This window comes from Aeromonas sp. FDAARGOS 1410, from assembly GCF_019048745.1.
In the GTDB taxonomy this organism is placed as follows: domain Bacteria; phylum Pseudomonadota; class Gammaproteobacteria; order Enterobacterales; family Aeromonadaceae; genus Aeromonas; species Aeromonas jandaei.
In genome coordinates this window covers 108868-128182 of record NZ_CP077401.1, presented here as the reverse complement: position 1 = coordinate 128182, position 19315 = coordinate 108868, and the positions used below count along the sequence as shown (strand labels likewise).

The window sequence follows — 19315 nt, the reverse complement described above, 5'->3', positions numbered from 1 at the left end:
ATTGAATGGTTTTTTATGCTGCCTCATTCATTTGGCACAGAGCTTTAATTTGATGTTTTTTCTGCAAATCTTTTCAGTTTTTAGCCTTTCCTACTGATTGTTTTTATTTGTAAATCAATAACATAGTGCATTTTGTATGAAAATGGCGACAGTTGTCGCGGCAAAACTTGCGACATAGACTGTCGCAAGATGCCCTTAGCATACAGTCAACGCTAAACCAGTGAAGGCATGCACCATGAGTAAGAAGCTGTTACGACAACTGACCTTGGCGCGTTGCATCCCGCACCGCCCTTACAAGCTGACCGCCAGCCAACTTCAGGTAAAACTGGAAGAGGAAGGTATCCACGTCAGTCTGCGTACCGTGCAACGGGACCTGGAAGAGATGTCCGGCATGGGACTGTTCGACCTCACCTCGGACGAGCGCAGCAAACCCCATGGCTGGTGCTTCGAGCGCCACGGCCTCAATGACTTTGCCAACATCATGCCGCTCTCGCTGGCCGTTGCGCTGAAAACCTGGAGCGACCAGGCCAGCCAGCTGTTGCCCGCGAGTGTGCTGACCGAATTGAACCCGCTGGTCGACAAGGCCAGCCAGGTGATCCGCGACAGCCAGAGTGAACTGGCCGAACGCTGGCTGGAGAGTGTGCACCAGTCGCCGCGCCCGTTTGCCGGCAACCCGGAGATCCGCCGCAGCACCCTGATCCGCGATGCCTTGTGGCGTGGCCGCAAGTTCAGCGCCGAGATCCAGCGGGTGATCAAAGAGCGCACAGTGTGGCTCTGCTACGACCGTATCAATCCGCTCGGCATTCTCAATCAGCCGGATGGTCCGATCCTGCTCTGCACCCTGTCCGAGTTGGATCCCAAGGTTTACGGCATTCCGTTCGACCATATCAAGAACGTGGAGCTGACCAACTTCAGCGCCACCCAGCCGAAGGATTTCAATATCCAGAAGCTGATCCGCGATCAGGGCTATCAGGATGTGAGCGGCCCGATCCGCTTTGTCGGCCGGATCGATGCCAACAGCCAGTCGCTGGTGGATAACCAGATCCCGGGCAACAACCCGCGGATGACCCGCTATGACAAGCGCAGCGTGGTGGTGGAGACCGAAGTGCAGGACACCCCGGAGTTTCGCAGCTGGTTGAACAATATCGGTGGTGAGCTGGAGGTGCTGGCACCCGAGTCGCTGCGCAGAGCCTATCTCAACCCGGGCAATCGGGTGAGCTGAACGGTACGTTTGGCACCATAGTGAAAATCGCAAATAGCCGGCCCCAGTGCCGGCTTTTTTTTGCGGTTTTTTTGAGCATATTTATTCAACTTATTTTTAAGCTTTTACGGCGAAATTGAACCGTTTTCCCTGGCCATTCCGGTGCAGGATTGCCGTGTAAGAGATCTGCCATAGCTGCTGTAGGAGGCTGGCGCTTTAACCCGTGCGCGAAGCTAGTCAGGGTGGAGTCCACTTTCCATTGAAACTAAATAAGTCGTTGATTTTAATCTATTATGTTTGCAGTCCACTTTGTCTGATAAACGGTTGGCAGGATCTTTCTCCAGAAATCCCCCTTGTTCTGATCCGGCAACGCTTTACTATGGGTCTCACAAGGATGGAGCTGGTTCTGCAGGACGCAGAGCAGCGCATAAAGATGGAATAGTTCGCAGGATGCGAGCAAGGACACCTCAGGATGAGTTCGATGGTCTGGATGACTGTCGTCACGGATGAACGAGGGAACACCGCGGGATGCGGCAGGGATACTCTCAGGACGAGAGCAGGACGAACAGGACATCGTTCTTCAGGATGAGCAGGAACTCGCTGGATGCGGGCAGGATTCTTCAGGATGAAGCGAGATAACCCGGATGGTTATCGGTCAGGAAGACGCAGGGAACCCCACAGGACGTGGTAATGGACACCTCCAGGACGGAGACAGTGAAGCAGTTCGGGATTAATTGCCAAGCCAGGAAGGCTGAGGACACGCCAACGGATTGGAAAGGGGATATTCCAAGGGATTAGGATAACGTCAGGGATTGCAGGGAGCATTGCAGTTCTACGGACAGGACGACACGACTATAGGGGACGGCGAAAGCCGTCCCCTTTTCTTTTATGCCTGATCCTGATTTTTTGGTCGCTGGGCAGCACTGACAATCTCCTGCAGGCGATGGCGAATATCCATCATGCCGAATACGCCGAAGACCAGCACGCCGACAAACTCGGCTTTGGTCACTTCGAAGTAGCGTTTGCAGGCAGCCTTGATCATGCTGGCCTGTAGCCAGTGGAACAGGGCGACAATCACGCCGCAGACCGGCAAAAAGCCGTTCAGTTTGCCGGGCAGGGGGGCGATCAGGCTCATCAGCACGCCAAACCAGAAGAACAGCACCAGCCCCATCGCCAGCAGATTAAATACCCGCTTCATTGTTTACCTCCCTTACATAGAGTTGATAGCAGACCTGACCGGCCTGTTTGTCCTTGAGTAGTTGCCAGCTGGCGGGTAGCGCCAGATCGGCCATCTCTTTTTCCCGCTCCAGATAGATGAGGGCATCGGGGGCCAGCCAGCCGCGCTGTTCCAGCAGTTCACAAACTTGCGGCAGCAGATCCCGACGAAATGGCGGATCGAGGAACACTAGGTCAAACGGTGTCGCCGGGCCTTGCAGCCAGCTCACTGCATCGGTCTGGAATACCTGACCCTGCGTGCTGCCGAGAGTGGCCAGATTCTTTTTGATCTGCTCTGCCGCCCCTCTGTCCATCTCGATCAGGGTGACCTGCTCGGCATAGCGGGACAGCGCCTCCAGACCCAGACCGCCGCTGCCGGCAAACAGGTCGAGGCAGCGGGTGCCGCGGATGTGGGGAGCCAGCCAGTTGAAGATGGTCTCTTTGACGCGATCCGTGGTGGGTCTGAGCCCTTCCACATCCTTGACCGGCAATTTGCGGCCTCGCCACTGGCCGCTGATGATTCTTACAAAGCCTGATTTTCCTTGCGGGGCAGGGCTTTTGCTCGGGTTGCTACGGCTGGATTTCACTCTGGGCATCGCGTTTCATCGTCAGAAAATAAAGTGGTAGTATAAGGCGGTTCATTTTTATGCCGACCCGCCAAGGGACGGCTATCTTAGCAGTCAGCCAACGAAGTGAGTATTTTTTAGATGGCAAAAGGTTTGTTTTCCTGGCTGGGTTTCGGCCGCAAGAAAGAAGAGGCTGAGGCTGTCCAACCACAGACACCCCAAGCCACCCCGATTACCGCTGAGCCTGAGGTCGCTGCTACCCCCGCTCCCGTTTCCGATGTGATGGTTTCCGATAGTACGCCGGCCGTTGCACCCGAAGTGCCCGCCAGCGCACAGAATCCCGTTTTGCACGACGATTGCTGCCCGCCAACCGAGCTGGATGGTCATGGCCCGCTGGTGGTGGAGGAGTGTGCCTCCGATCTGGAGCCGGTGATCGTCAACGAATCCCTGATGGCAGAAGAGGAGCGTGCCGCCGCAGAGGCGCAAGCTGCCGAAGCTGCCCGTGTTGCCGCCGAGGTTAAAGCCGCAGAAGAGGCTCACATTGCTGCTGAAGCTCACGCTGCGGAAGAGGCGCGTATTGCCGAAGCTCGCGCTGTGGAAGAGGCCCGCATTGCTGCCGAGGTTCGCGCTGTGGAAGAGGCCCGCATTGCTGCCGAAGTTCGCGCTGCGGAAGAGGCTCGTATTGCCGCTGAAGTCCGTGCGGCGGAAGAGGCTCGTATTGCCGCCGAGGCCAGTGCCGCAGAAGAGGCTCGCATTGCTGCTGAAGCCCGCGCAGCAGAAGAGGCTCGTATTGCTGCTGAAGCTCACGCTGCGGAAGAGGCGCGTGTTGCCGCTGAAGCCCGTGCGGCGGAAGAGGCTCGTATTGCTGCCGAAGCCCGTGCTGCGGAAGAGGCGCGTATTGCTGCCGAAGCTCGCGCTGCGGAAGAAGCTCGCATTGCTGCTGAAGCCCGTGCGGCGGAAGAGGCTCGTATTGCTGCTGAAGCCCGCGCTGCAGAAGAGGCGCGTGTTGCCGCTGAAGCTCAGGCTGCGGAAGAAGCCCGTATCGCCAAAGAGGCCCAGCGAGCGGAAGATCTACGTCTGGTCGCCGCGATGGAGGCTGAGGCCGCCGCCCTGGCCGCTCTGCCGCTGGCCGCCAAGGTGGACGACGATACTCAGGACAAACCGCAGCGGGAGGGCTTCTTTGCTCGCCTCAAGCGCAGTCTGGTGCGCACCAAGGAGAATATCGGTTCCGGTTTCTTCGGCCTGTTCCGTGGCAAGAAGATCGACGATGAGCTGTTCGAAGAGCTGGAGACCCAGCTGCTGACCGCCGATCTCGGCGTCGACACCACCACCCGCATCATCGAGGGGCTGGTGCAGCACGCGGACCGCAAGCAGCTGAAGGATGCCGAGGCGCTCTACGGCCTGCTCAAGCAGGACATGGGCGAGATGCTGGCCAAGGTGGAGCAGCCGCTTGTGATCGACACCAGCAAAAAGCCTTACGTGATCCTGATGGTCGGTGTGAACGGCGTCGGCAAGACCACCACCATCGGCAAGCTGGCCAAGCAGTTCCAGGCCGAGGGCAAGAGCGTGATGCTGGCCGCGGGCGACACCTTCCGTGCCGCTGCGGTCGAGCAGCTGCAGGTGTGGGGTCAGCGCAACAACATTCCGGTGATTGCTCAGCACACCGGTGCCGACTCCGCTTCCGTTATTTATGACGCCATCGAGGCTGCCCGCTCCCGCGGGGCTGACGTGCTGATCGCCGATACAGCCGGCCGCCTGCAGAACAAGAGCAACCTGATGGAGGAGCTCAAGAAGGTGGTGCGGGTAATGAAGAAGCTGGATGAAGAGGCGCCCCACGAGATCATGCTGACTCTGGATGCCGGCACCGGCCAGAACGCCCTGAGCCAGGCCAAGCTGTTCAGCGAGGCGGTAGGCCTGACCGGTATTACCCTCACCAAACTGGATGGTACTGCCAAAGGCGGCGTCATCTTCGCGGTAGCCGACAAGTTCCAGATCCCGATCCGCTATATCGGGGTGGGCGAGGGGATCGACGATCTGCGTCCCTTTGTCGCCAACGACTTTATCGAGGCCCTGTTTAGTCGCGATGAGTAAACATCCCATGCCCCGACTTCGGTCGGGGTTTGTCAATGTCAGGGAACCGTTATGATTCGTTTTGACAAGGTCAGCAAGGTATACAGCGGTGGCCATCAGGCGCTGCAGAAGGTCAGCTTTCACCTGCGCAAGGGGGAGATGGCCTTCCTGACCGGACACTCGGGGGCGGGCAAGAGTACCCTCCTCAAACTGATCAGCGTGATGGAGCGACCGACCGATGGTCGCGTTTTCTTTCATGGCGACGATGTCAGCCATATCCAGCGCAGCCAGATCCCCTATGTGCGCCGCCAGATCGGGATGATCTTTCAGGATCACCGGCTGCTGATGGACCGCACCGTGTTCGACAACGTGGCGTTGCCGCTGGTGATCGATGGCTACAGCCATGCGGACATCAACAAGCGGGTCGCTGCGGCGCTCGACAAGGTGGGGCTGCTCGGCAAGGAGCGCTACCAGCCGCGCATGCTCTCCGGTGGTGAACAGCAGCGGGTCGGCATCGCCCGTGCCATCGTCAACAAGCCGCCGTTGCTGCTCGCTGACGAACCGACCGGTAACCTGGATCCCCAGCTCTCCATGGATATCATGCGGCTGTTTGAGGAGTTCAACCGCTTCGGCGTCTCCGTGCTGATCGCCACTCACGATCTGGGGCTTATCGCCCGCATGCGCTATCGCACCCTGACCCTCAAGGCGGGGCGGATGTATTCGGCAGGGGAGGAGCTCTGATGGCTATCGTTCGTCACAAGCAGCCGCCGCTGCGCCGTTTGATGATGTACGGGGTTGACCACGTGCGTCAGGCGTTTGCCAGTCTGGGTGAGCTGTGGCGCAACCCGCTCGCCTCCCTGATGACGCTGGCGGTGCTTGGCGTCAGTCTGGCGCTGCCCTCCTGCTTCCACGTGTTGCTGAAAAATGCCGAGGTGGTGGAGGGGAGCTGGCAGACCAGCTCCCAGATCTCCCTCTATCTGCGCAAGGATTTGCCGGAGCAGAGCATTCTCGACCTGCAGCACAGGATCCTGCTCTACCCCGAGGTGGATTCGGTGACCTATATGAGTCGCGACGATGCGCTGCGGGAGTTTCGCGAGATCTCCGGCTTCGGTGATGCCCTCGACTACCTCGACAGCAACCCGCTGCCGCCGGTGCTGAGCGTCATTCCGGATCCGCGCTGGCAGAATCCGGAAGGGGCCGCCGAGCTGCTCGGCAAGCTCAACAACGAGGATGGTGTGGAACAGGGCAAGCTGGATCTGCAGTGGCTGACCCGTCTGCAGGGGATCATGAACCTGCTGCGCCACACCATTACCGGCATCGCGGTGCTGCTGCTCTCCGCCGTGCTGCTGATTGTCGGCAATACCCTGCGCCTCAACATCCTCAACCAGCGCTCCGAGATCGAGGTGCTGAAACTGGTGGGGGCGACCGATGCCTTTATTCACCGTCCTTTCCTCTATACCGGCATCTGGTTCGGTGTGATCGGCGGCATGCTGGCCTGGTGGCTGACCGAGGTGATGGTGATCTGGAGCGAGGGGGTGGTGAAAGAGCTGGCGGGCTTGTATAACAGTAACTTCCAGCTGGTTGGCATGGGTCTGGTGGACGGGGTGAACCTGATCCTGCTGGGCGCTCTGCTGGGGCTGATTGCCTCCTGGTTCTCGGTTCACCGCCACATTCGCGACATCGAGCCTTCCTGATTAATTTATCAACATTGTGAATTGCTGGATTTTGCGAAGCGGATCAAGTAAAAGAGTGGCCGTTTCTGGCTTGGCCACTCTTCTCGGAGTATTCTGAATAACGGCGATCTTCAGGATCTTTGCTGGATCCTGTGAACCTTCTGCTTTATAAGCAGTCAAATAGCTGAACGAATTTATACGAGTGTGGCCCCTATGCCTTGCTCGTCAGACTTGGCAAGCATGTGAAGGTTGCGAGCTCCGCAACAATGGACTTAGCATGCTACTTTTCGGGGGTCCTTCATTGTGACCCCCTTTTTTTGACTGTTCATTCATGATTCATCCTGCGGGCATAAGATAAGCCAGTCTAAAGCTGGGCTTGTGATCTATGATGTAAGCCGCAGAATGAGACCCGGTCAGTAGACAGTCCCTCTTGGGGTGTTAGACTGGTTCGATTGAAAAGTAAGAGGTAACAGATGGGAACTTCATTGCAGCGCACTATGGCTTTGATTCCGCAAGGTAGTCTGGAAGGCTATATCCAGGCAGTAAACTCTATTCCGGTGCTGAGCGCAGAGGAAGAGCGTGAGCTGGCTGAGCGTTTGCAGCAGGATGGCGATCTCGAGGCTGCCCGCCAGCTGGTTATGTCGCACCTGCGCTTTGTCGTTCATGTCGCCAAGAGTTATGCCGGTTACGGTCTGCCGCAGGCCGATCTGGTACAGGAAGGCAACATCGGTCTGATGAAGGCGGTCAAGCGCTTCGACCCGAGCGTCGGTGTGCGTCTGGTCTCCTTCGCCGTGCACTGGATCAAGGCCGAAATTCACGAATATGTTCTGCGCAACTGGCGCATGGTCAAGGTGGCAACCACCAAGGCCCAGCGCAAGCTCTTCTTCAATCTGCGCAAATCCAAGAAGCGTCTGGGCTGGCTGAACCACGAAGAGGTGAAGGCCGTGGCTGCTGATCTCGGGGTTTCCGAGAGCGACGTGACCGAGATGGAAGCGCGCATGAGCAACTACGATCAGGCGTTCGATCTGGTTGGCGATGATGAAGATGAGGGCGGTTTCGCACCGGTTCACTATCTGGAGGACAAATCCTCCGATCTGGCCGCGACCATCGAGAACGACAACTGGGACGATCATGCGACCCGCCGTCTGAGCTCGGCGCTCTCTTCTCTCGACGAGCGCAGCCAGCACATCATCCGCGCCCGCTGGCTCGACGATGACAGCAAGACTACCCTGCAGGAGCTGGCCGATACCTACGGCGTCTCTGCCGAGCGAGTGCGTCAGCTTGAGAAGAACGCGCTCAAGAAGCTGAAAGATGCCATGGAGGCCTGATGCCTCCGCGCTGAAAACAGGGCCTGATGGCCCTGTTTTTGTTTCTGCCGCCGGTAATCGGGGCTTGCCCTGATAACCCTTGGGTATGTTATGTTGCCGCCACAGCCACATGATGGAGAGCAGAAGTGAAACTGTTGAAGGACCTGTTTACCAATAACCGTGAGTGGGCCGAGCGGATCAAAGCGGAAGATCCCGCCTTCTTTGCCACCCTCTCTGCCCAGCAGGCTCCCGAATACCTCTGGATCGGCTGCTCCGATAGCCGGGTGCCCGCCAACCAGCTGATGGGGCTGCTGCCGGGGGATGTCTTCGTTCACCGCAACGTCGCCAATCTGGTGGTACATACCGATTTCAACTGCCTCTCCGTGCTGCAATACGCGGTCGAGGTGCTCAAGGTGAAGCACATCATCGTCTGCGGTCACTATGGCTGCGGCGGGGTCAAGGCGGCGATGCAGAATCAGGAGCTGGGGCTCATCGACAACTGGCTGCGCAACATCAAGGATGTCTACTTCAAATATGGCGAAGAGCTGGAGGCCATCGAAGATGAGCACGAGCGCTTCGACTATCTGTGCGAGCTGAACGTGGCCGAGCAGGTGGCCAACGTCTGTCATACCACCATCATCCAGAACGCCTGGCGCAAGGGGCAGGAGCTGGCCGTCCACGGCTGGATCTACGGGATCAAGGATGGCTTGCTGCACGATCTCGATCTCTGTATCAGCGGGCCGGATCAGATCCCCGATGTCTATCGCGCCTGGCCGGACATGCGTCCGCCCCACCGTCGGCGCTAAGGAGCACCCCGTTGGCGCCCGCCCTCTACCTGCAGATCAAGCAGCATATTCTGGACCGGATCCGCGAACGCCACTATCAGGCAGGGGATCAGATCCCGACCGAAGCGGCCCTGTGCGAGCAGTTCACCGTGAGCCGGATGACGGTCAACCGGGCACTGCGTGAACTGGTGGCCGAGGGGTGGCTGGTGCGCACCGCCGGGTCCGGCAGCTTCGTGGCGGACAGGCGTACCGAATCGCCGCTGCTGGCTATTCGCAACATCGCCGACGAGATTGCCGAGCGGGGCAGCGAATACAGCGCCCGGGTGATCCGGCTGCAGCGGCTGGCCGCCGACGAGAAGGTGGCGGTGCAGCTTGGGCTGCGGGTTGGTGCCCCCATCTTCCACAGCCTCATCGTCCATCAGGCCGATGGTGAGCCGTTGCAATTGGAGGAGCGGTTTGTCGATGCCGAGCGGCTGCCGGGTTATGGCGAGCAGGATTTCACGAAGCAGACGCCCAACCGCTATCTGATGGAGCTTTGCCCCCTGTCGGAGATGGAGCACGTGGTGGAAGCCGTGTTGCCGAGTGCCGGTGAGGCGGGATTGTTGCAAATTCGCGTGGATACACCCTGCCTATTGTTGCACAGGCGCACCTGGTCGGAAGGACATCTGGTCTCCTACGCCAGATTGCTCTCCCCCGGTTCCCGCTACAAGCTGAGCTCCAAGGCACAGCTGTCTTAATTGTCTATACAAATCGATTCTTTTCAAGCCCACCTCTGGTGGGCTTTTTGTGCTTAAACTCTAAGCGTGATGCTGTTATCAGGTTGTGAATCCTGTTCTTTCTTTCGCCGGATGGATCGATTATAAGGATATGTATATACATATGAGGGCGCTATGAACAAGGAACTGTTGAACTGCGAGCGGGTCTGGCTCAACGTGACGCCCGCCACCCTGAATGCCGGACTGGCCGATTACGGTCTGCTGCCTCGCCATGCCATCGGCGTGAAGGATGGCAAGATCCACGCCCTGGTGCCGATGGCCGAGTTGAAGGGGCCGTATCCCGCCCATTGGCAGGATATGCAGGGCAAGCTGGTCACCCCCGGCCTTATCGATTGCCACACCCACCTCATCTTTGCCGGCAGCCGTGCCGAGGAGTTCGAGCTGCGCCAGCAGGGGGTGCCCTATGCCGAGATCGCCCGTCGGGGCGGCGGCATCATCAGCACGGTGCGTGCTACCCGCGCCGCCAGCGAGGATCAGCTCTTTGAGCTGGCGCTGCCGAGGGTGAAATCCCTGATCCGCGAAGGGGTCACCACGGTGGAGATCAAGTCCGGCTATGGCCTGACGCTGGATGATGAACTCAAAATGCTGCGGGTGGCCCGCCGACTGGGAGAGGCGCTGCCGATCCGGGTCAAAACCACTCTGTTGGCGGCCCATGCGGTACCGCCGGAGTATCGCGACGATCCCGACAGCTGGGTCGAGACCATCTGTCAGGAGATTATCCCGGCCGCCGCCAAAGCGGGTTTGGCCGATGCGGTGGATGTCTTCTGCGAGCATATCGGTTTCTCGCTGGCCCAGACCGAGCAGGTCTATCTGGCGGCGGATCAATACGGCCTGCCGGTGAAGGGGCATATGGATCAGCTCTCCAACCTTGGTGGCAGCACGCTCGCCGCCAACTTCGGCGCCCTTTCGGTGGATCATCTGGAGTATCTGGATCCGCAGGGGATCCTGGCGCTGGCCCAGCGCGGCGTAGTCGCTACCCTGCTGCCCACCGCCTTCTATTTTCTCAAAGAGACCAAACTCCCGCCGGTTGCCGCCCTGCGCAAGGCGGGGGTGGCGATGGCGGTCTCCTCCGACGTTAACCCGGGCACAGCCCCCATCGTCTCGTTGCGGATGGCGATGAACATGGCCTGTACCCTGTTTGGCCTGACTCCGGTGGAGGCGATGGTCGGGGTGACCCGCCACGCCGCCAAAGCGCTTGGCGAGCAGGAGCACCTTGGCCAGCTCAGGGTGGGGATGGCGGCCGATTTCCTGATCTGGCACTGCGCCCATCCGGCCGAGCTGAGCTACATGGTCGGCGTCGATCAGCTGGCAGGCCGCATCTTCAACGGCGAGGAGACCCTCCATGGATAAATTCAACCCGGTCGACATGTCGCTCTGGCAGGGACGACAGGATCCGGAAGATGGTGAACTGGCCCTGCGCTGGCACGACAAGGTACAGCCCTGGGCCGCCGGGGCACAAGAGGCAGCAGGTGTAGTGTTGCTCGGGTTTGCCTGCGATGAAGGGGTGCGCCGCAACAAGGGGCGTGTCGGCGCCGCCGGGGCGCCGCTGGCGGTGCGCAAGCTGTTGGCCAACACTGCCTGGCACTTGAACCGTCCCGTCTACGATGGCGGGGATGTGAGCTGTACCGATGGGGATCTCGATGCCGCCCACGGCCGTCTGGCCGAGCGGGTCGCCGCGGCGCTCGATCTGGGCCACTTCCCGCTGGTGCTGGGGGGCGGTCACGAGGTGGCTTTCGGCAGCTGGAGCGGCCTGAACCGTCATCTTGGTGGTGAGGGGCGGGTCGGGATCATCAATTTCGACGCCCACTTTGACCTGCGGATGAAGCAGGATCTGGCAAGCTCCGGCACCCCCTTCTTCCAGATTGCCGAGCAGTGCGCCGCTCAGGGCACACCGTTTCACTACGCCTGCCTCGGGGTGGCCGAGATCGCCAATACCCAAGCCCTGTTTGCCCGCGCCAAGGCGCTGGGAGTGTGGCATGTGCTGGACGAGGCGATGACCCAGACCGGGTTGCCAGCCTTGCTGGCTGGGCTCGACACCTTTATCGCCGATTGTGATCACCTCTATCTGACCATCGATCTTGATGTGCTGCCCGGCAACCTGATGCCGGGAGTGAGTGCTCCCGCCGCCCGTGGCGTGGAGTTGGCGGTGATCGAACCACTGATCGCCCACATCCGGGCCAGCGGCAAGCTCAGGCTTGCCGATCTGGCCGAGTACAACCCGACGCTGGATCAGGATAACCGCAGTGCCCGCGTGGCCGCGCGACTGGTTCATCTGTTGACCCGTTAACCCCTTTGGCCGCTCGTCGCCGAAGGCACCCTATTGATACAACAAGGAGTGTGTATGTCTGTGCAACAGCAGGATCCCCGTCATGATCCGAACCGCGTGATCCGTGCCCCGCGCGGCACCGAACTGGCCGCCAAGAGCTGGCTCACCGAAGCGCCGCTGCGGATGCTGATGAACAACCTGGACCCCGAGGTGGCCGAGCATCCCCAGTCGCTGGTGGTCTATGGCGGTATCGGTCGCGCCGCCCGCAACTGGGCCTGCTTTGACAAGATCGTCGAGGTGCTGACCCGGCTGGAGGAGGACCAGACCCTGCTGGTGCAATCCGGCAAGCCGGTCGGGGTGTTCCAGACCCACAAGGATGCGCCGCGGGTGCTGATCGCCAACTCCAATCTGGTGCCGCACTGGGCCAACTGGGAGCACTTCAACGAGCTCGATAAGAAGGGCTTGATGATGTACGGCCAGATGACTGCGGGTTCGTGGATCTATATCGGCACCCAGGGGATCGTGCAGGGCACCTACGAGACCTTCTTCGCGGTGGCCAATCAGCACTTCAACGGTGAACCCAAAGGCCGCTGGATCCTGACCGGTGGTCTCGGCGGCATGGGCGGCGCCCAGCCGCTGGCCGCCACCATGGCCGGCTTCTCGATGATCGCGGTGGAGTGCGACGAGACCCGCATCGATTTTCGTCTGCGCACCCGTTATGTGGACAAGAAAGCCCACAGTCTGGATGAGGCGCTGACCATGATTGAAGAGGCCAAACAGAGCGGCAGCGCCATCTCCGTCGGCCTGCTCGGTAACGCCGCCGACGTCTTCGCCGAGCTGGTGGCCCGTGGTATCACGCCTGACGTGGTGACCGACCAGACCTCCGCCCACGACCCGGTGCACGGCTACCTGCCGCAGGGCTGGAGCGTTGCCAAATGGCGCGAGCTGCAGCAGAGTGCCCCGCAGGAGGTAAATCTGGCCGCTCGTCGCTCCATGGCCCGTCAGGTGGAGGCGATGCTGACCCTGCAAGAGCGCGGCGCGGCGACTCTGGATTACGGCAACAACATCCGTCAGATGGCGCTTGAGGAGGGGGTGAAAAACGCCTTCGACTTCCCCGGCTTCGTCCCCGCCTATATCCGCCCGCTGTTCTGCGAGGGGATTGGGCCGTTCCGCTGGGTGGCCCTCTCCGGCGATCCGGAAGATATCTACAAGACCGATCAGAAGGTGAAAGAGCTGATCCCCGATGATCCTCACCTGCACAACTGGCTCGACATGGCCCGCGAGCGCATCGCGTTTCAGGGGCTGCCGGCACGGATCTGCTGGGTCGGGGTCAAGGATCGGGTACGCCTCGGTCTGGCCTTCAACGAGATGGTGAAAAACGGTGAGCTGAAAGCCCCCATCGTCATTGGCCGCGACCATCTGGATTCCGGCTCGGTGGCGAGCCCGAACCGCGAGACCGAGTCGATGATGGATGGCTCAGATGCCGTCTCCGACTGGCCGCTGCTCAACGCCCTGCTCAACACCGCTGGTGGCGCGACCTGGGTCTCCCTGCACCACGGCGGCGGGGTCGGCATGGGCTTCTCCCAGCACTCCGGAGTGGTGATCGTCTGTGACGGTAGCGACGATGCGGCCCGTCGCATCGGTCGGGTGCTGCGCAACGACCCGGCCACCGGGGTGATGCGCCATGCGGATGCGGGCTACGAGATTGCCATCAACTGCGCCCACGAGGCGAAACTGGATCTGCCGATGATTGACGGCGCCAACGGTGTCAAAGGAAAGGTGTAACACCATGTTTGAATTGACTATTACCCCGGGCGAGCTGGATCTTGCCACCCTGCGTCGCGTCAGCCGCGAGCCGGTACATCTTGCACTGGATCCGGCGGCGTTGCCGGCGATCCATGCCTCTGCCGCCACTGTCTCCCGGGTGATCGAGCAGGGACGCGTGGTGTACGGCATCAATACCGGCTTTGGCCTGCTGGCCAACACCCGGATCCCGGTGGATCAGCTCGACGAGCTGCAGCGATCCATCGTGCTCTCCCACGCTGCGGGCATCGGCACCTATATGGATGACGCCACCGTGCGGTTGATGATGGTGCTCAAGCTCAACTCGCTGGCGCGCGGGTTCTCCGGCATCCGGCTGGCGGTGCTGGAGGCGCTGATGAAGCTGGTCAACGCCGAGGTTTATCCGCTGGTACCGAAGAAGGGCTCCGTCGGCGCTTCCGGCGATCTGGCGCCGCTGGCCCATATGAGCTGCCTGCTGATCGGCGAAGGCAAGGCTCGTCACGACGGGCGCGAGATCGATGCGAGCGAAGCGCTGCGGATCGCCGGGCTTGAGCCCATCGCGCTGGCACCGAAAGAGGGACTGGCGCTGCTCAACGGCACCCAGGCGAGCACCGCCTTTGCGCTGGAAGGGTTGTTCCACGCCGAGGATCTGTTCGCCGGAGCCATCACCATCGGTGCCATGAGCGTGGAGGCGGCCCTTGGCAGCCGCCGTCCGTTCGATGCCCGCATTCACGTAGTACGCGGTCAGCGTGGCCAGATTGATGCGGCTACCTGCTATCGCCATCTGCTCGGTGATCTCAGCGAGATCGGCATGTCCCATCACAATTGCGAAAAGGTGCAGGATCCCTACTCATTGCGCTGCCAGCCGCAGGTGATGGGGGCCTGCCTGACCCAGATCCGTCAGGCGGCCGAGGTGCTGGTGTGCGAGGCCAACTCGGTCTCCGACAACCCGCTGGTGTTTGCCGATGACGAGGAGATTATCTCCGGCGGCAACTTCCACGCCGAGCCGGTGGCCTTTGCGGCCGATAATCTGGCGCTGGCCATCGCCGAAATAGGCTCGCTCTCCGAGCGGCGGATGGCGCTGCTGATCGACTCGCGAATGTCCGGCCTGCCGGCGTTTCTGGTCAACAATGGCGGGGTCAACTCCGGCTTCATGATCGCTCAGGTCACCTCGGCGGCGCTCGCCTCCGAGAACAAGACCCTGGCCCATCCGGCCTCGGTAGACAGCCTGCCCACCTCCGCTAATCAGGAGGATCATGTCTCCATGGCGACCTTCGCCGGCCGCCGGCTGGCGGACATGGCCGAGAACACCCGTGGCATTCTGGCGGTGGAACTGCTGGCGGCGGCGCAGGGGCTCGATTTCCGTGCTCCGCTGCGGGCCAGCGAGGGGGTGGAAGTAGCCAAGGGGCGGCTGCGCACTCATGTCCCCTTCTACGACAAGGACAGGTACTTTGCCCCCGATATCGAGGCTGCCGCCGCCCTGTTGGGCCGTGCCAGCTACAACGATCTGATCCCGGCCGGGGTGCTGCCCAGCCTGTAAGCCATGATCCCCCTTCTCCCCTGGCGGGAGAAGGGTATGGGATGAGGGGGAATACGCTTCACTGGTGTCCGTGAGATCCCGGCGCTGATAACAAAAGACCGCCCAATCGGGCGGTCTTTTCGTCTCTGCGATAGTCGGTCACTGGTGCTCGAACATCAGGAACAGATAGACCACGAACAGCACTAGATGGGTGGCGCCGTGCAGCACATTGGTACGGCCGCTGCTGAAAGTCACCTTACACACCATGAGCGTAGTGATGAGCAGCACCATGTCGGCGGCGGAGAGGCCGAGGCGCACCTCCTGACCCAGCATGGAGCCGATAAAGAGCACTGCCGGAACGGTGAGGGCTATGGTGGCCAGCACCGAGCCGAAGTAGAGGTTCATGGCCCGCTGCAACTGATTGTTGATGGCCGCCTTGATGGCGCCAACCGCCTCGGGGGCCAGCACGATACAGGCTACGATAAAGCCGCCGAGCGCCTGCGGTGCTGACAGCACCTTGACCCCGTAGTTGATGGGGATGGCGAGGGTCTTGGCCAGCAGGATCACCACTACCAGATAGGCGAGCAGCAGCAGGGTGTGATAGACGTTGCTCTGCAGCGGGCCGTGGTGCTCCTCGTAGTCCTCGTGATCGCTGTCGACAAAGAAGTGGCTGTGGCTGCGGGTCTGGATCAGCAGGAAGACCCCGTAGAGCAGGATCGAGATGGTGATGAGCATCCATGACATGGCGCGCGACATGCTGCCAACCGTGCCCCCTTCGGTGAAGTTGGGCAGCACCAGACAGAGCAGGGCGAGCGGGATGATGGCCACCAGATAGGATTTGACCCCGTCCAGATTGAAGCTCTGGGTGTGGTAGCGCCAGCCGCCAAACAGCAGGGTGAAGCCGACCAGACCGTTGGTGACCAGCATCACCACGGCAAACATGGTGTCGCGGGCCATCACCGGATTGGGCTCGCCGGTCAGCATGACCGAGGAGATCATCACCACCTCCAGCGAGATGACCGAGAGGGTGAGGATCAGGGTGCCAAAGGGTTCGCCCAGCTTGATGGCGAGGGCATCGGAGTGGCGCACCACAGAGAAGATGGCCCAGGTGACGATGGCAAGCAGCCCCGCCGACACAGGAAGATAGATCCCGAGCGGAGTTGTCTCTGTCAGCAGGTCGCTGCCGAGCGTCTTGAAAAAGAGCAGGGTGAGCAGGCCGACGGGCAGGGCAATCTCTTGCCGGATAACTGTCTTCATAGGCAATGGTTCTCTTCTGGGGCGACCGGTGGGCCGGGAGATGAATGGAATGTGCAACGGGCGGTTGCACCCTGACCAGCCCCTTATGATAAAAGCTCTTGGCCTCGAGGGGCAGCCCATTTTGTTAACAGATGTAAATCGTGGGCTTGGATCGGAGCAGATCTCGGGTTGTGGCGGTGCCGATGGCAGGCTTGCCCCGTTGGCAAGGCTCTGCTGAAATGGCTCCCCTCTGATCAGGAGTCCATTTGATGCTGTTGCCACCCATCTCTCACGACTATGAACCGGCCAGCGCAGCCGAACAGGCGGCGCTCTCGGCCAGTGATCCGCTGGTGATCGTGGCCGCCAGCGCCAGGATCCGCATCGATCCCGTCTATTACCGGCTCGGTCTGGCGGGCAGTGAGCCGCAGATCCGGGTGCGGGAGCCGCTTGCCAAAGCGCTGGCGCGGGTAGCCGCCGCGCTGCCTGCGGGATTGGGGCTCACCTTGCTCGACGGATTTCGCAGTCGCGCCACGTCTTTGGCCATCTTCGAGCGGATCAAGGGCGAAATTGCCGCAGCCAATCCCGACTGGGATGGTGCCCGGCTTGAGCAGGAGACTCGCCGTTTCTGTGCCCATCCCTCTGACCCCGGTCACTATCCGGTACCGCCCCATCTGTCGGGCGGAGCCATCGATCTGCTGCTGCACGATCTGGCGAGTGGCGAGCCGCTCGACTTTGGTACCGGCTTTGACGATATCAGCGAGCGGGCCGAGAGCGACTATTTCGAACGCCCCTGTGCGGGAATGAGCGAGACGCGGTGGCTGCAGATCCGTGACAACCGCCGTTTGCTGTTCTGGCTGATGCGGCGGGAAGGGTTCAGCAACTATCCCGGCGAGTGGTGGCATTTTGATCTGGGCGACTGCCTCTGGGCCCGTTTTCGCGGCGGTGAGTACCGCTATCCTGCCGCGGAGTGAGTGATCCCGGAGCACCCCCCGGGAAAGAGAGTTCTCTTCTCTGTCGTCAGGCCGTTTCCGCCATGGGTTGGCGGAAGGCCTGTTGCCAGAGCAGCAGCTCTTGCAGCGGCATGGGTTTGCCAAAGACATAGCCCTGTATCAGATAGACTCCCTGCCGATACAGGTAGTCGACCTGCTCCCGGGTCTCGACCCCCTCGGCAATCATCTCCATCCCAGACTCTCGGCCAAAGGCGATGATGGCATCCAGCACGCTGCGTTTGAGGTCGTCGGTGCCAATGGTGTCGACGAACATCTTGTCGATCTTGATCTGGCGGATCCCGAGGCTCTGCAGATAGGCGAAGCCGCCATAGCCGGTACCAAAGTCATCCAGTTTGATGTGATAGCCCCGCTCTTGCAGGGCATTGATCTCGCTGGTAGCACTCTTGATATCGGTCAGCGGTTTGCGCTCGGTCAGCTCAAAGGTGAGCTGGGCGGGGGAGGGCCACTGATGCTGTTGCAGCAGGTTACGCAGCAGAGGCTGCTCGATATGGGCCGCTACCAGATTGACGCTGACCCACTGAGTTGCAGTCAGAGAGGAGAGGTCTGTGAGTACTCGCTCCAGCAATTGGGCGGTTATCGGCAGGATCAGCCCCTGCTCTTCGATATAGTCGATAAAGGCGCCAGGAGGAACCAGTTCACCGCCGCGCCGCCAACGCAGCAGCGCCTCGAAGCCAACGACTTCTCTGGTTCGGCTATCCACTACCGGTTGGTAGAAGGGTTCAAACTCCTGATTTTTCAAACCGATCTGCAACAGTCCTTGCAGCGAGCGCTGATAGTGGCGATGCAACCAGTAGGCACCAGCCAGCAGGATACCCAGCGCCACACCAATCCATAAAGCCAGGGTTTCAGCCTGCGCTCTGGCATAACGTGTCAGCGCCTGGCCTGCCCACAACGTCTGTTTGGTCAAGGTGTTAGGTTCATAAGAGTCGATACTGTTCGGACCTGGCTCCTGTTTGATTCGTTTGTCTCCACGCGGCAGCATGGGGACGTACGAATCTTTGTTGATCAGGTTGAACTCCAGATAGAAGCAGTCAGCACAGGGAGTCTGAAGGATCTCGTGGATCCAGCTGTTGTCCAGCACCCAATAGGCAATGTTGCCGTTGGTGGCTCTGTAATAGACCACCAGTTCTTGTTCCGTATTGAAGCTGGGTGGTGTGGCGGTCAGGCCGAACGGGCCTATGGCGATGTCATCAGGTTGTGGGCTGATGGCAATCGAGATTCCTTGCCCCAGGCTGGAGCAGACCTGCCCCGAGCCAAGCTCCAGTCCTTGCAGGCGAATATGGGTGTTGTAAAAACGGGGGCTGCGCAGTAGCGACATATCCCTGGCGCCGCAGTTGAACTCGAACTGTTTCAACTGGGTAGAAAGAATCTCGTTAATAATTTTGTAGCGTTCGATGTTGGCCTGCTTTATCTCGGCCATCTTCTGCTCCTGCATTCTTTCTGCAAGAGGCTCAGCCAGCCAGTACGCAATCGGTTGACCGAAAAGAACAGGAAAAGCCAACAATAACAAATAGATAAGTATTGATGGGGTGCGCATGGGGCGACCTGCTGTATGGTTGGGCCCATATGGGCAACATTGAGTTTATTGCATTAGTACAATCAATTTGAAGCGGGATTATTAGTTGCCTTGATTAAATTATTAACATAATGATTTTAAATGATTTTGTATCTTGGTTATGGAGAGATTCAATCGTTAACCTGTCATAAATGACAATTGCCCGACTTATCCGAACGCATTAGAGTAGCCCCGCGGTTTGACTCACCGTGTGTTCAATACTCCTGTATCTGTTTTTTGTCAGTAGCACAGAGTGTTAGTTTTGATATGAGTGTTCCTTTTGGTCCCTTTTCAGGGACCATTTTTCTTTCTGCCGTTTTCCGCTCTTCTCTCTTCGTTTGTTCCGTGTTTGGT

The 19315-nt window shown here is 59.9% G+C and carries 16 protein-coding genes; 12 read left to right on the top strand and 4 right to left on the bottom strand.

What is annotated here, in order from left to right; genetic code table 11:
• Positions 1 to 235 precede the first annotated feature (235 nt).
• Positions 236 to 1222 carry a YafY family protein gene (locus I6L40_RS00570; protein WP_033112583.1) on the top strand — a complete coding sequence of 329 codons (987 nt, stop codon included), beginning with the start codon at positions 236 to 238 and terminating at the stop codon, positions 1220 to 1222.
• Between the two features lie 865 nt (positions 1223 to 2087).
• On the opposite strand, the gene I6L40_RS00565 is transcribed toward I6L40_RS00570, so the two are convergent.
• Positions 2088 to 2399 carry a DUF1145 domain-containing protein gene (locus I6L40_RS00565; RefSeq protein ID WP_216994852.1) on the bottom strand — a complete coding sequence of 104 codons (312 nt, stop codon included), beginning with the start codon at positions 2397 to 2399 and terminating at the stop codon, positions 2088 to 2090.
• Positions 2383 to 3012 carry a 16S rRNA (guanine(966)-N(2))-methyltransferase RsmD gene (gene rsmD, locus I6L40_RS00560; RefSeq protein ID WP_041209602.1) on the bottom strand — a complete coding sequence of 210 codons (630 nt, stop codon included), beginning with the start codon at positions 3010 to 3012 and terminating at the stop codon, positions 2383 to 2385. The genes I6L40_RS00565 and rsmD overlap by 17 nt, the downstream gene beginning before the upstream one ends.
• A 111-nt stretch (positions 3013 to 3123) precedes the next feature.
• Here rsmD and ftsY point away from each other — a divergent pair, with 111 nt between their 5' ends.
• From ftsY to hutH, 10 genes are all read left to right on the top strand, one after another.
• A complete protein-coding gene (gene ftsY, locus I6L40_RS00555; RefSeq protein WP_216994851.1) occupies positions 3124 to 5073 on the top strand; it encodes a signal recognition particle-docking protein FtsY in 1950 nt (649 codons plus the stop codon).
• A 51-nt stretch (positions 5074 to 5124) separates the two neighbouring features.
• The gene (ftsE, locus tag I6L40_RS00550; protein WP_033112579.1) at positions 5125 to 5793 is read left to right on the top strand and encodes a cell division ATP-binding protein FtsE; all 669 of its coding nucleotides are present in this window, start codon (positions 5125 to 5127) and stop codon (positions 5791 to 5793) included.
• Positions 5793 to 6746, top strand: coding sequence for a permease-like cell division protein FtsX (gene ftsX / locus I6L40_RS00545; RefSeq protein ID WP_041209605.1), 954 nt, complete (start codon positions 5793 to 5795; stop codon positions 6744 to 6746). The genes ftsE and ftsX overlap by 1 nt, the downstream gene beginning before the upstream one ends.
• Positions 6747 to 7198: 452 nt before the next feature.
• The gene (gene rpoH / locus I6L40_RS00540; RefSeq protein WP_041209606.1) at positions 7199 to 8053 is read left to right on the top strand and encodes an RNA polymerase sigma factor RpoH; all 855 of its coding nucleotides are present in this window, start codon (positions 7199 to 7201) and stop codon (positions 8051 to 8053) included.
• Positions 8054 to 8178: 125 nt separating this feature from the next.
• On the top strand, positions 8179 to 8838 hold the full coding sequence (can, locus tag I6L40_RS00535) for a carbonate dehydratase (protein WP_033112576.1): 660 nt from the start codon (positions 8179 to 8181) through the stop codon (positions 8836 to 8838).
• Positions 8839 to 8849: 11 nt separating this feature from the next.
• Positions 8850 to 9554 carry a histidine utilization repressor gene (gene hutC / locus I6L40_RS00530; protein WP_216994850.1) on the top strand — a complete coding sequence of 235 codons (705 nt, stop codon included), beginning with the start codon at positions 8850 to 8852 and terminating at the stop codon, positions 9552 to 9554.
• 153 nt (positions 9555 to 9707) lie between these two features.
• Positions 9708 to 10943 (top strand): imidazolonepropionase, encoded by a 1236-nt coding sequence (hutI, locus tag I6L40_RS00525; protein WP_254204067.1) that lies wholly within the window; start codon positions 9708 to 9710, stop codon positions 10941 to 10943.
• Positions 10936 to 11880 (top strand): formimidoylglutamase, encoded by a 945-nt coding sequence (hutG, locus tag I6L40_RS00520; RefSeq protein ID WP_216994849.1) that lies wholly within the window; start codon positions 10936 to 10938, stop codon positions 11878 to 11880. Before hutI ends, hutG begins: the two co-directional genes overlap by 8 nt.
• 54 nt (positions 11881 to 11934) lie before the next feature.
• Positions 11935 to 13644, top strand: a complete 1710-nt coding sequence (hutU, locus tag I6L40_RS00515) for a urocanate hydratase (protein WP_216994848.1) — start codon at positions 11935 to 11937, stop codon at positions 13642 to 13644.
• A 4-nt stretch (positions 13645 to 13648) separates the two neighbouring features.
• Entirely contained in the window at positions 13649 to 15181 is a 1533-nt protein-coding gene (gene hutH, locus I6L40_RS00510) for a histidine ammonia-lyase (RefSeq protein ID WP_216994847.1), read from the top strand.
• 138 nt (positions 15182 to 15319) lie between these two features.
• Here the strand turns inward: hutH and I6L40_RS00505 are convergent, their stop codons facing one another.
• The gene (locus tag I6L40_RS00505; RefSeq protein ID WP_043851005.1) at positions 15320 to 16417 is read right to left on the bottom strand and encodes a calcium:proton antiporter; all 1098 of its coding nucleotides are present in this window, start codon (positions 16415 to 16417) and stop codon (positions 15320 to 15322) included.
• A gap of 248 nt (positions 16418 to 16665) precedes the next feature.
• Here I6L40_RS00505 and I6L40_RS00500 point away from each other — a divergent pair, with 248 nt between their 5' ends.
• Complete coding sequence (locus I6L40_RS00500; RefSeq protein ID WP_071914081.1) at positions 16666 to 17367, top strand: M15 family metallopeptidase; 702 nt, start codon at positions 16666 to 16668, stop codon at positions 17365 to 17367.
• A 46-nt stretch (positions 17368 to 17413) separates the two neighbouring features.
• Here the strand turns inward: I6L40_RS00500 and I6L40_RS00495 are convergent, their stop codons facing one another.
• Positions 17414 to 18943, bottom strand: coding sequence for an EAL domain-containing protein (locus I6L40_RS00495; protein WP_071914083.1), 1530 nt, complete (start codon positions 18941 to 18943; stop codon positions 17414 to 17416).
• Between the last annotated feature and the right edge of the window lie 372 nt (positions 18944 to 19315).

What these genes read in the sequence shown, in the direction of transcription:
- I6L40_RS00570 (WP_033112583.1), top strand. Translation starts at nt 236, where the DNA reads ATGAGTAAGAAGCTGTTACGACAACTGACCTTGGCGCGTTGCATCCCG.
- I6L40_RS00565 (WP_216994852.1), bottom strand. Translation starts at nt 2,399, where the DNA reads ATGAAGCGGGTATTTAATCTGCTGGCGATGGGGCTGGTGCTGTTCTTC.
- rsmD (WP_041209602.1), bottom strand. Translation starts at nt 3,012, where the DNA reads ATGCCCAGAGTGAAATCCAGCCGTAGCAACCCGAGCAAAAGCCCTGCC.
- ftsY (WP_216994851.1), top strand. Translation starts at nt 3,124, where the DNA reads ATGGCAAAAGGTTTGTTTTCCTGGCTGGGTTTCGGCCGCAAGAAAGAA.
- ftsE (WP_033112579.1), top strand. Translation starts at nt 5,125, where the DNA reads ATGATTCGTTTTGACAAGGTCAGCAAGGTATACAGCGGTGGCCATCAG.
- ftsX (WP_041209605.1), top strand. Translation starts at nt 5,793, where the DNA reads ATGGCTATCGTTCGTCACAAGCAGCCGCCGCTGCGCCGTTTGATGATG.
- rpoH (WP_041209606.1), top strand. Translation starts at nt 7,199, where the DNA reads ATGGGAACTTCATTGCAGCGCACTATGGCTTTGATTCCGCAAGGTAGT.
- hutI (WP_254204067.1), top strand. Translation starts at nt 9,708, where the DNA reads ATGAACAAGGAACTGTTGAACTGCGAGCGGGTCTGGCTCAACGTGACG.
- hutG (WP_216994849.1), top strand. Translation starts at nt 10,936, where the DNA reads ATGGATAAATTCAACCCGGTCGACATGTCGCTCTGGCAGGGACGACAG.
- hutU (WP_216994848.1), top strand. Translation starts at nt 11,935, where the DNA reads ATGTCTGTGCAACAGCAGGATCCCCGTCATGATCCGAACCGCGTGATC.
- hutH (WP_216994847.1), top strand. Translation starts at nt 13,649, where the DNA reads ATGTTTGAATTGACTATTACCCCGGGCGAGCTGGATCTTGCCACCCTG.
- I6L40_RS00505 (WP_043851005.1), bottom strand. Translation starts at nt 16,417, where the DNA reads ATGAAGACAGTTATCCGGCAAGAGATTGCCCTGCCCGTCGGCCTGCTC.
- I6L40_RS00500 (WP_071914081.1), top strand. Translation starts at nt 16,666, where the DNA reads ATGCTGTTGCCACCCATCTCTCACGACTATGAACCGGCCAGCGCAGCC.
- I6L40_RS00495 (WP_071914083.1), bottom strand. Translation starts at nt 18,943, where the DNA reads ATGCGCACCCCATCAATACTTATCTATTTGTTATTGTTGGCTTTTCCT.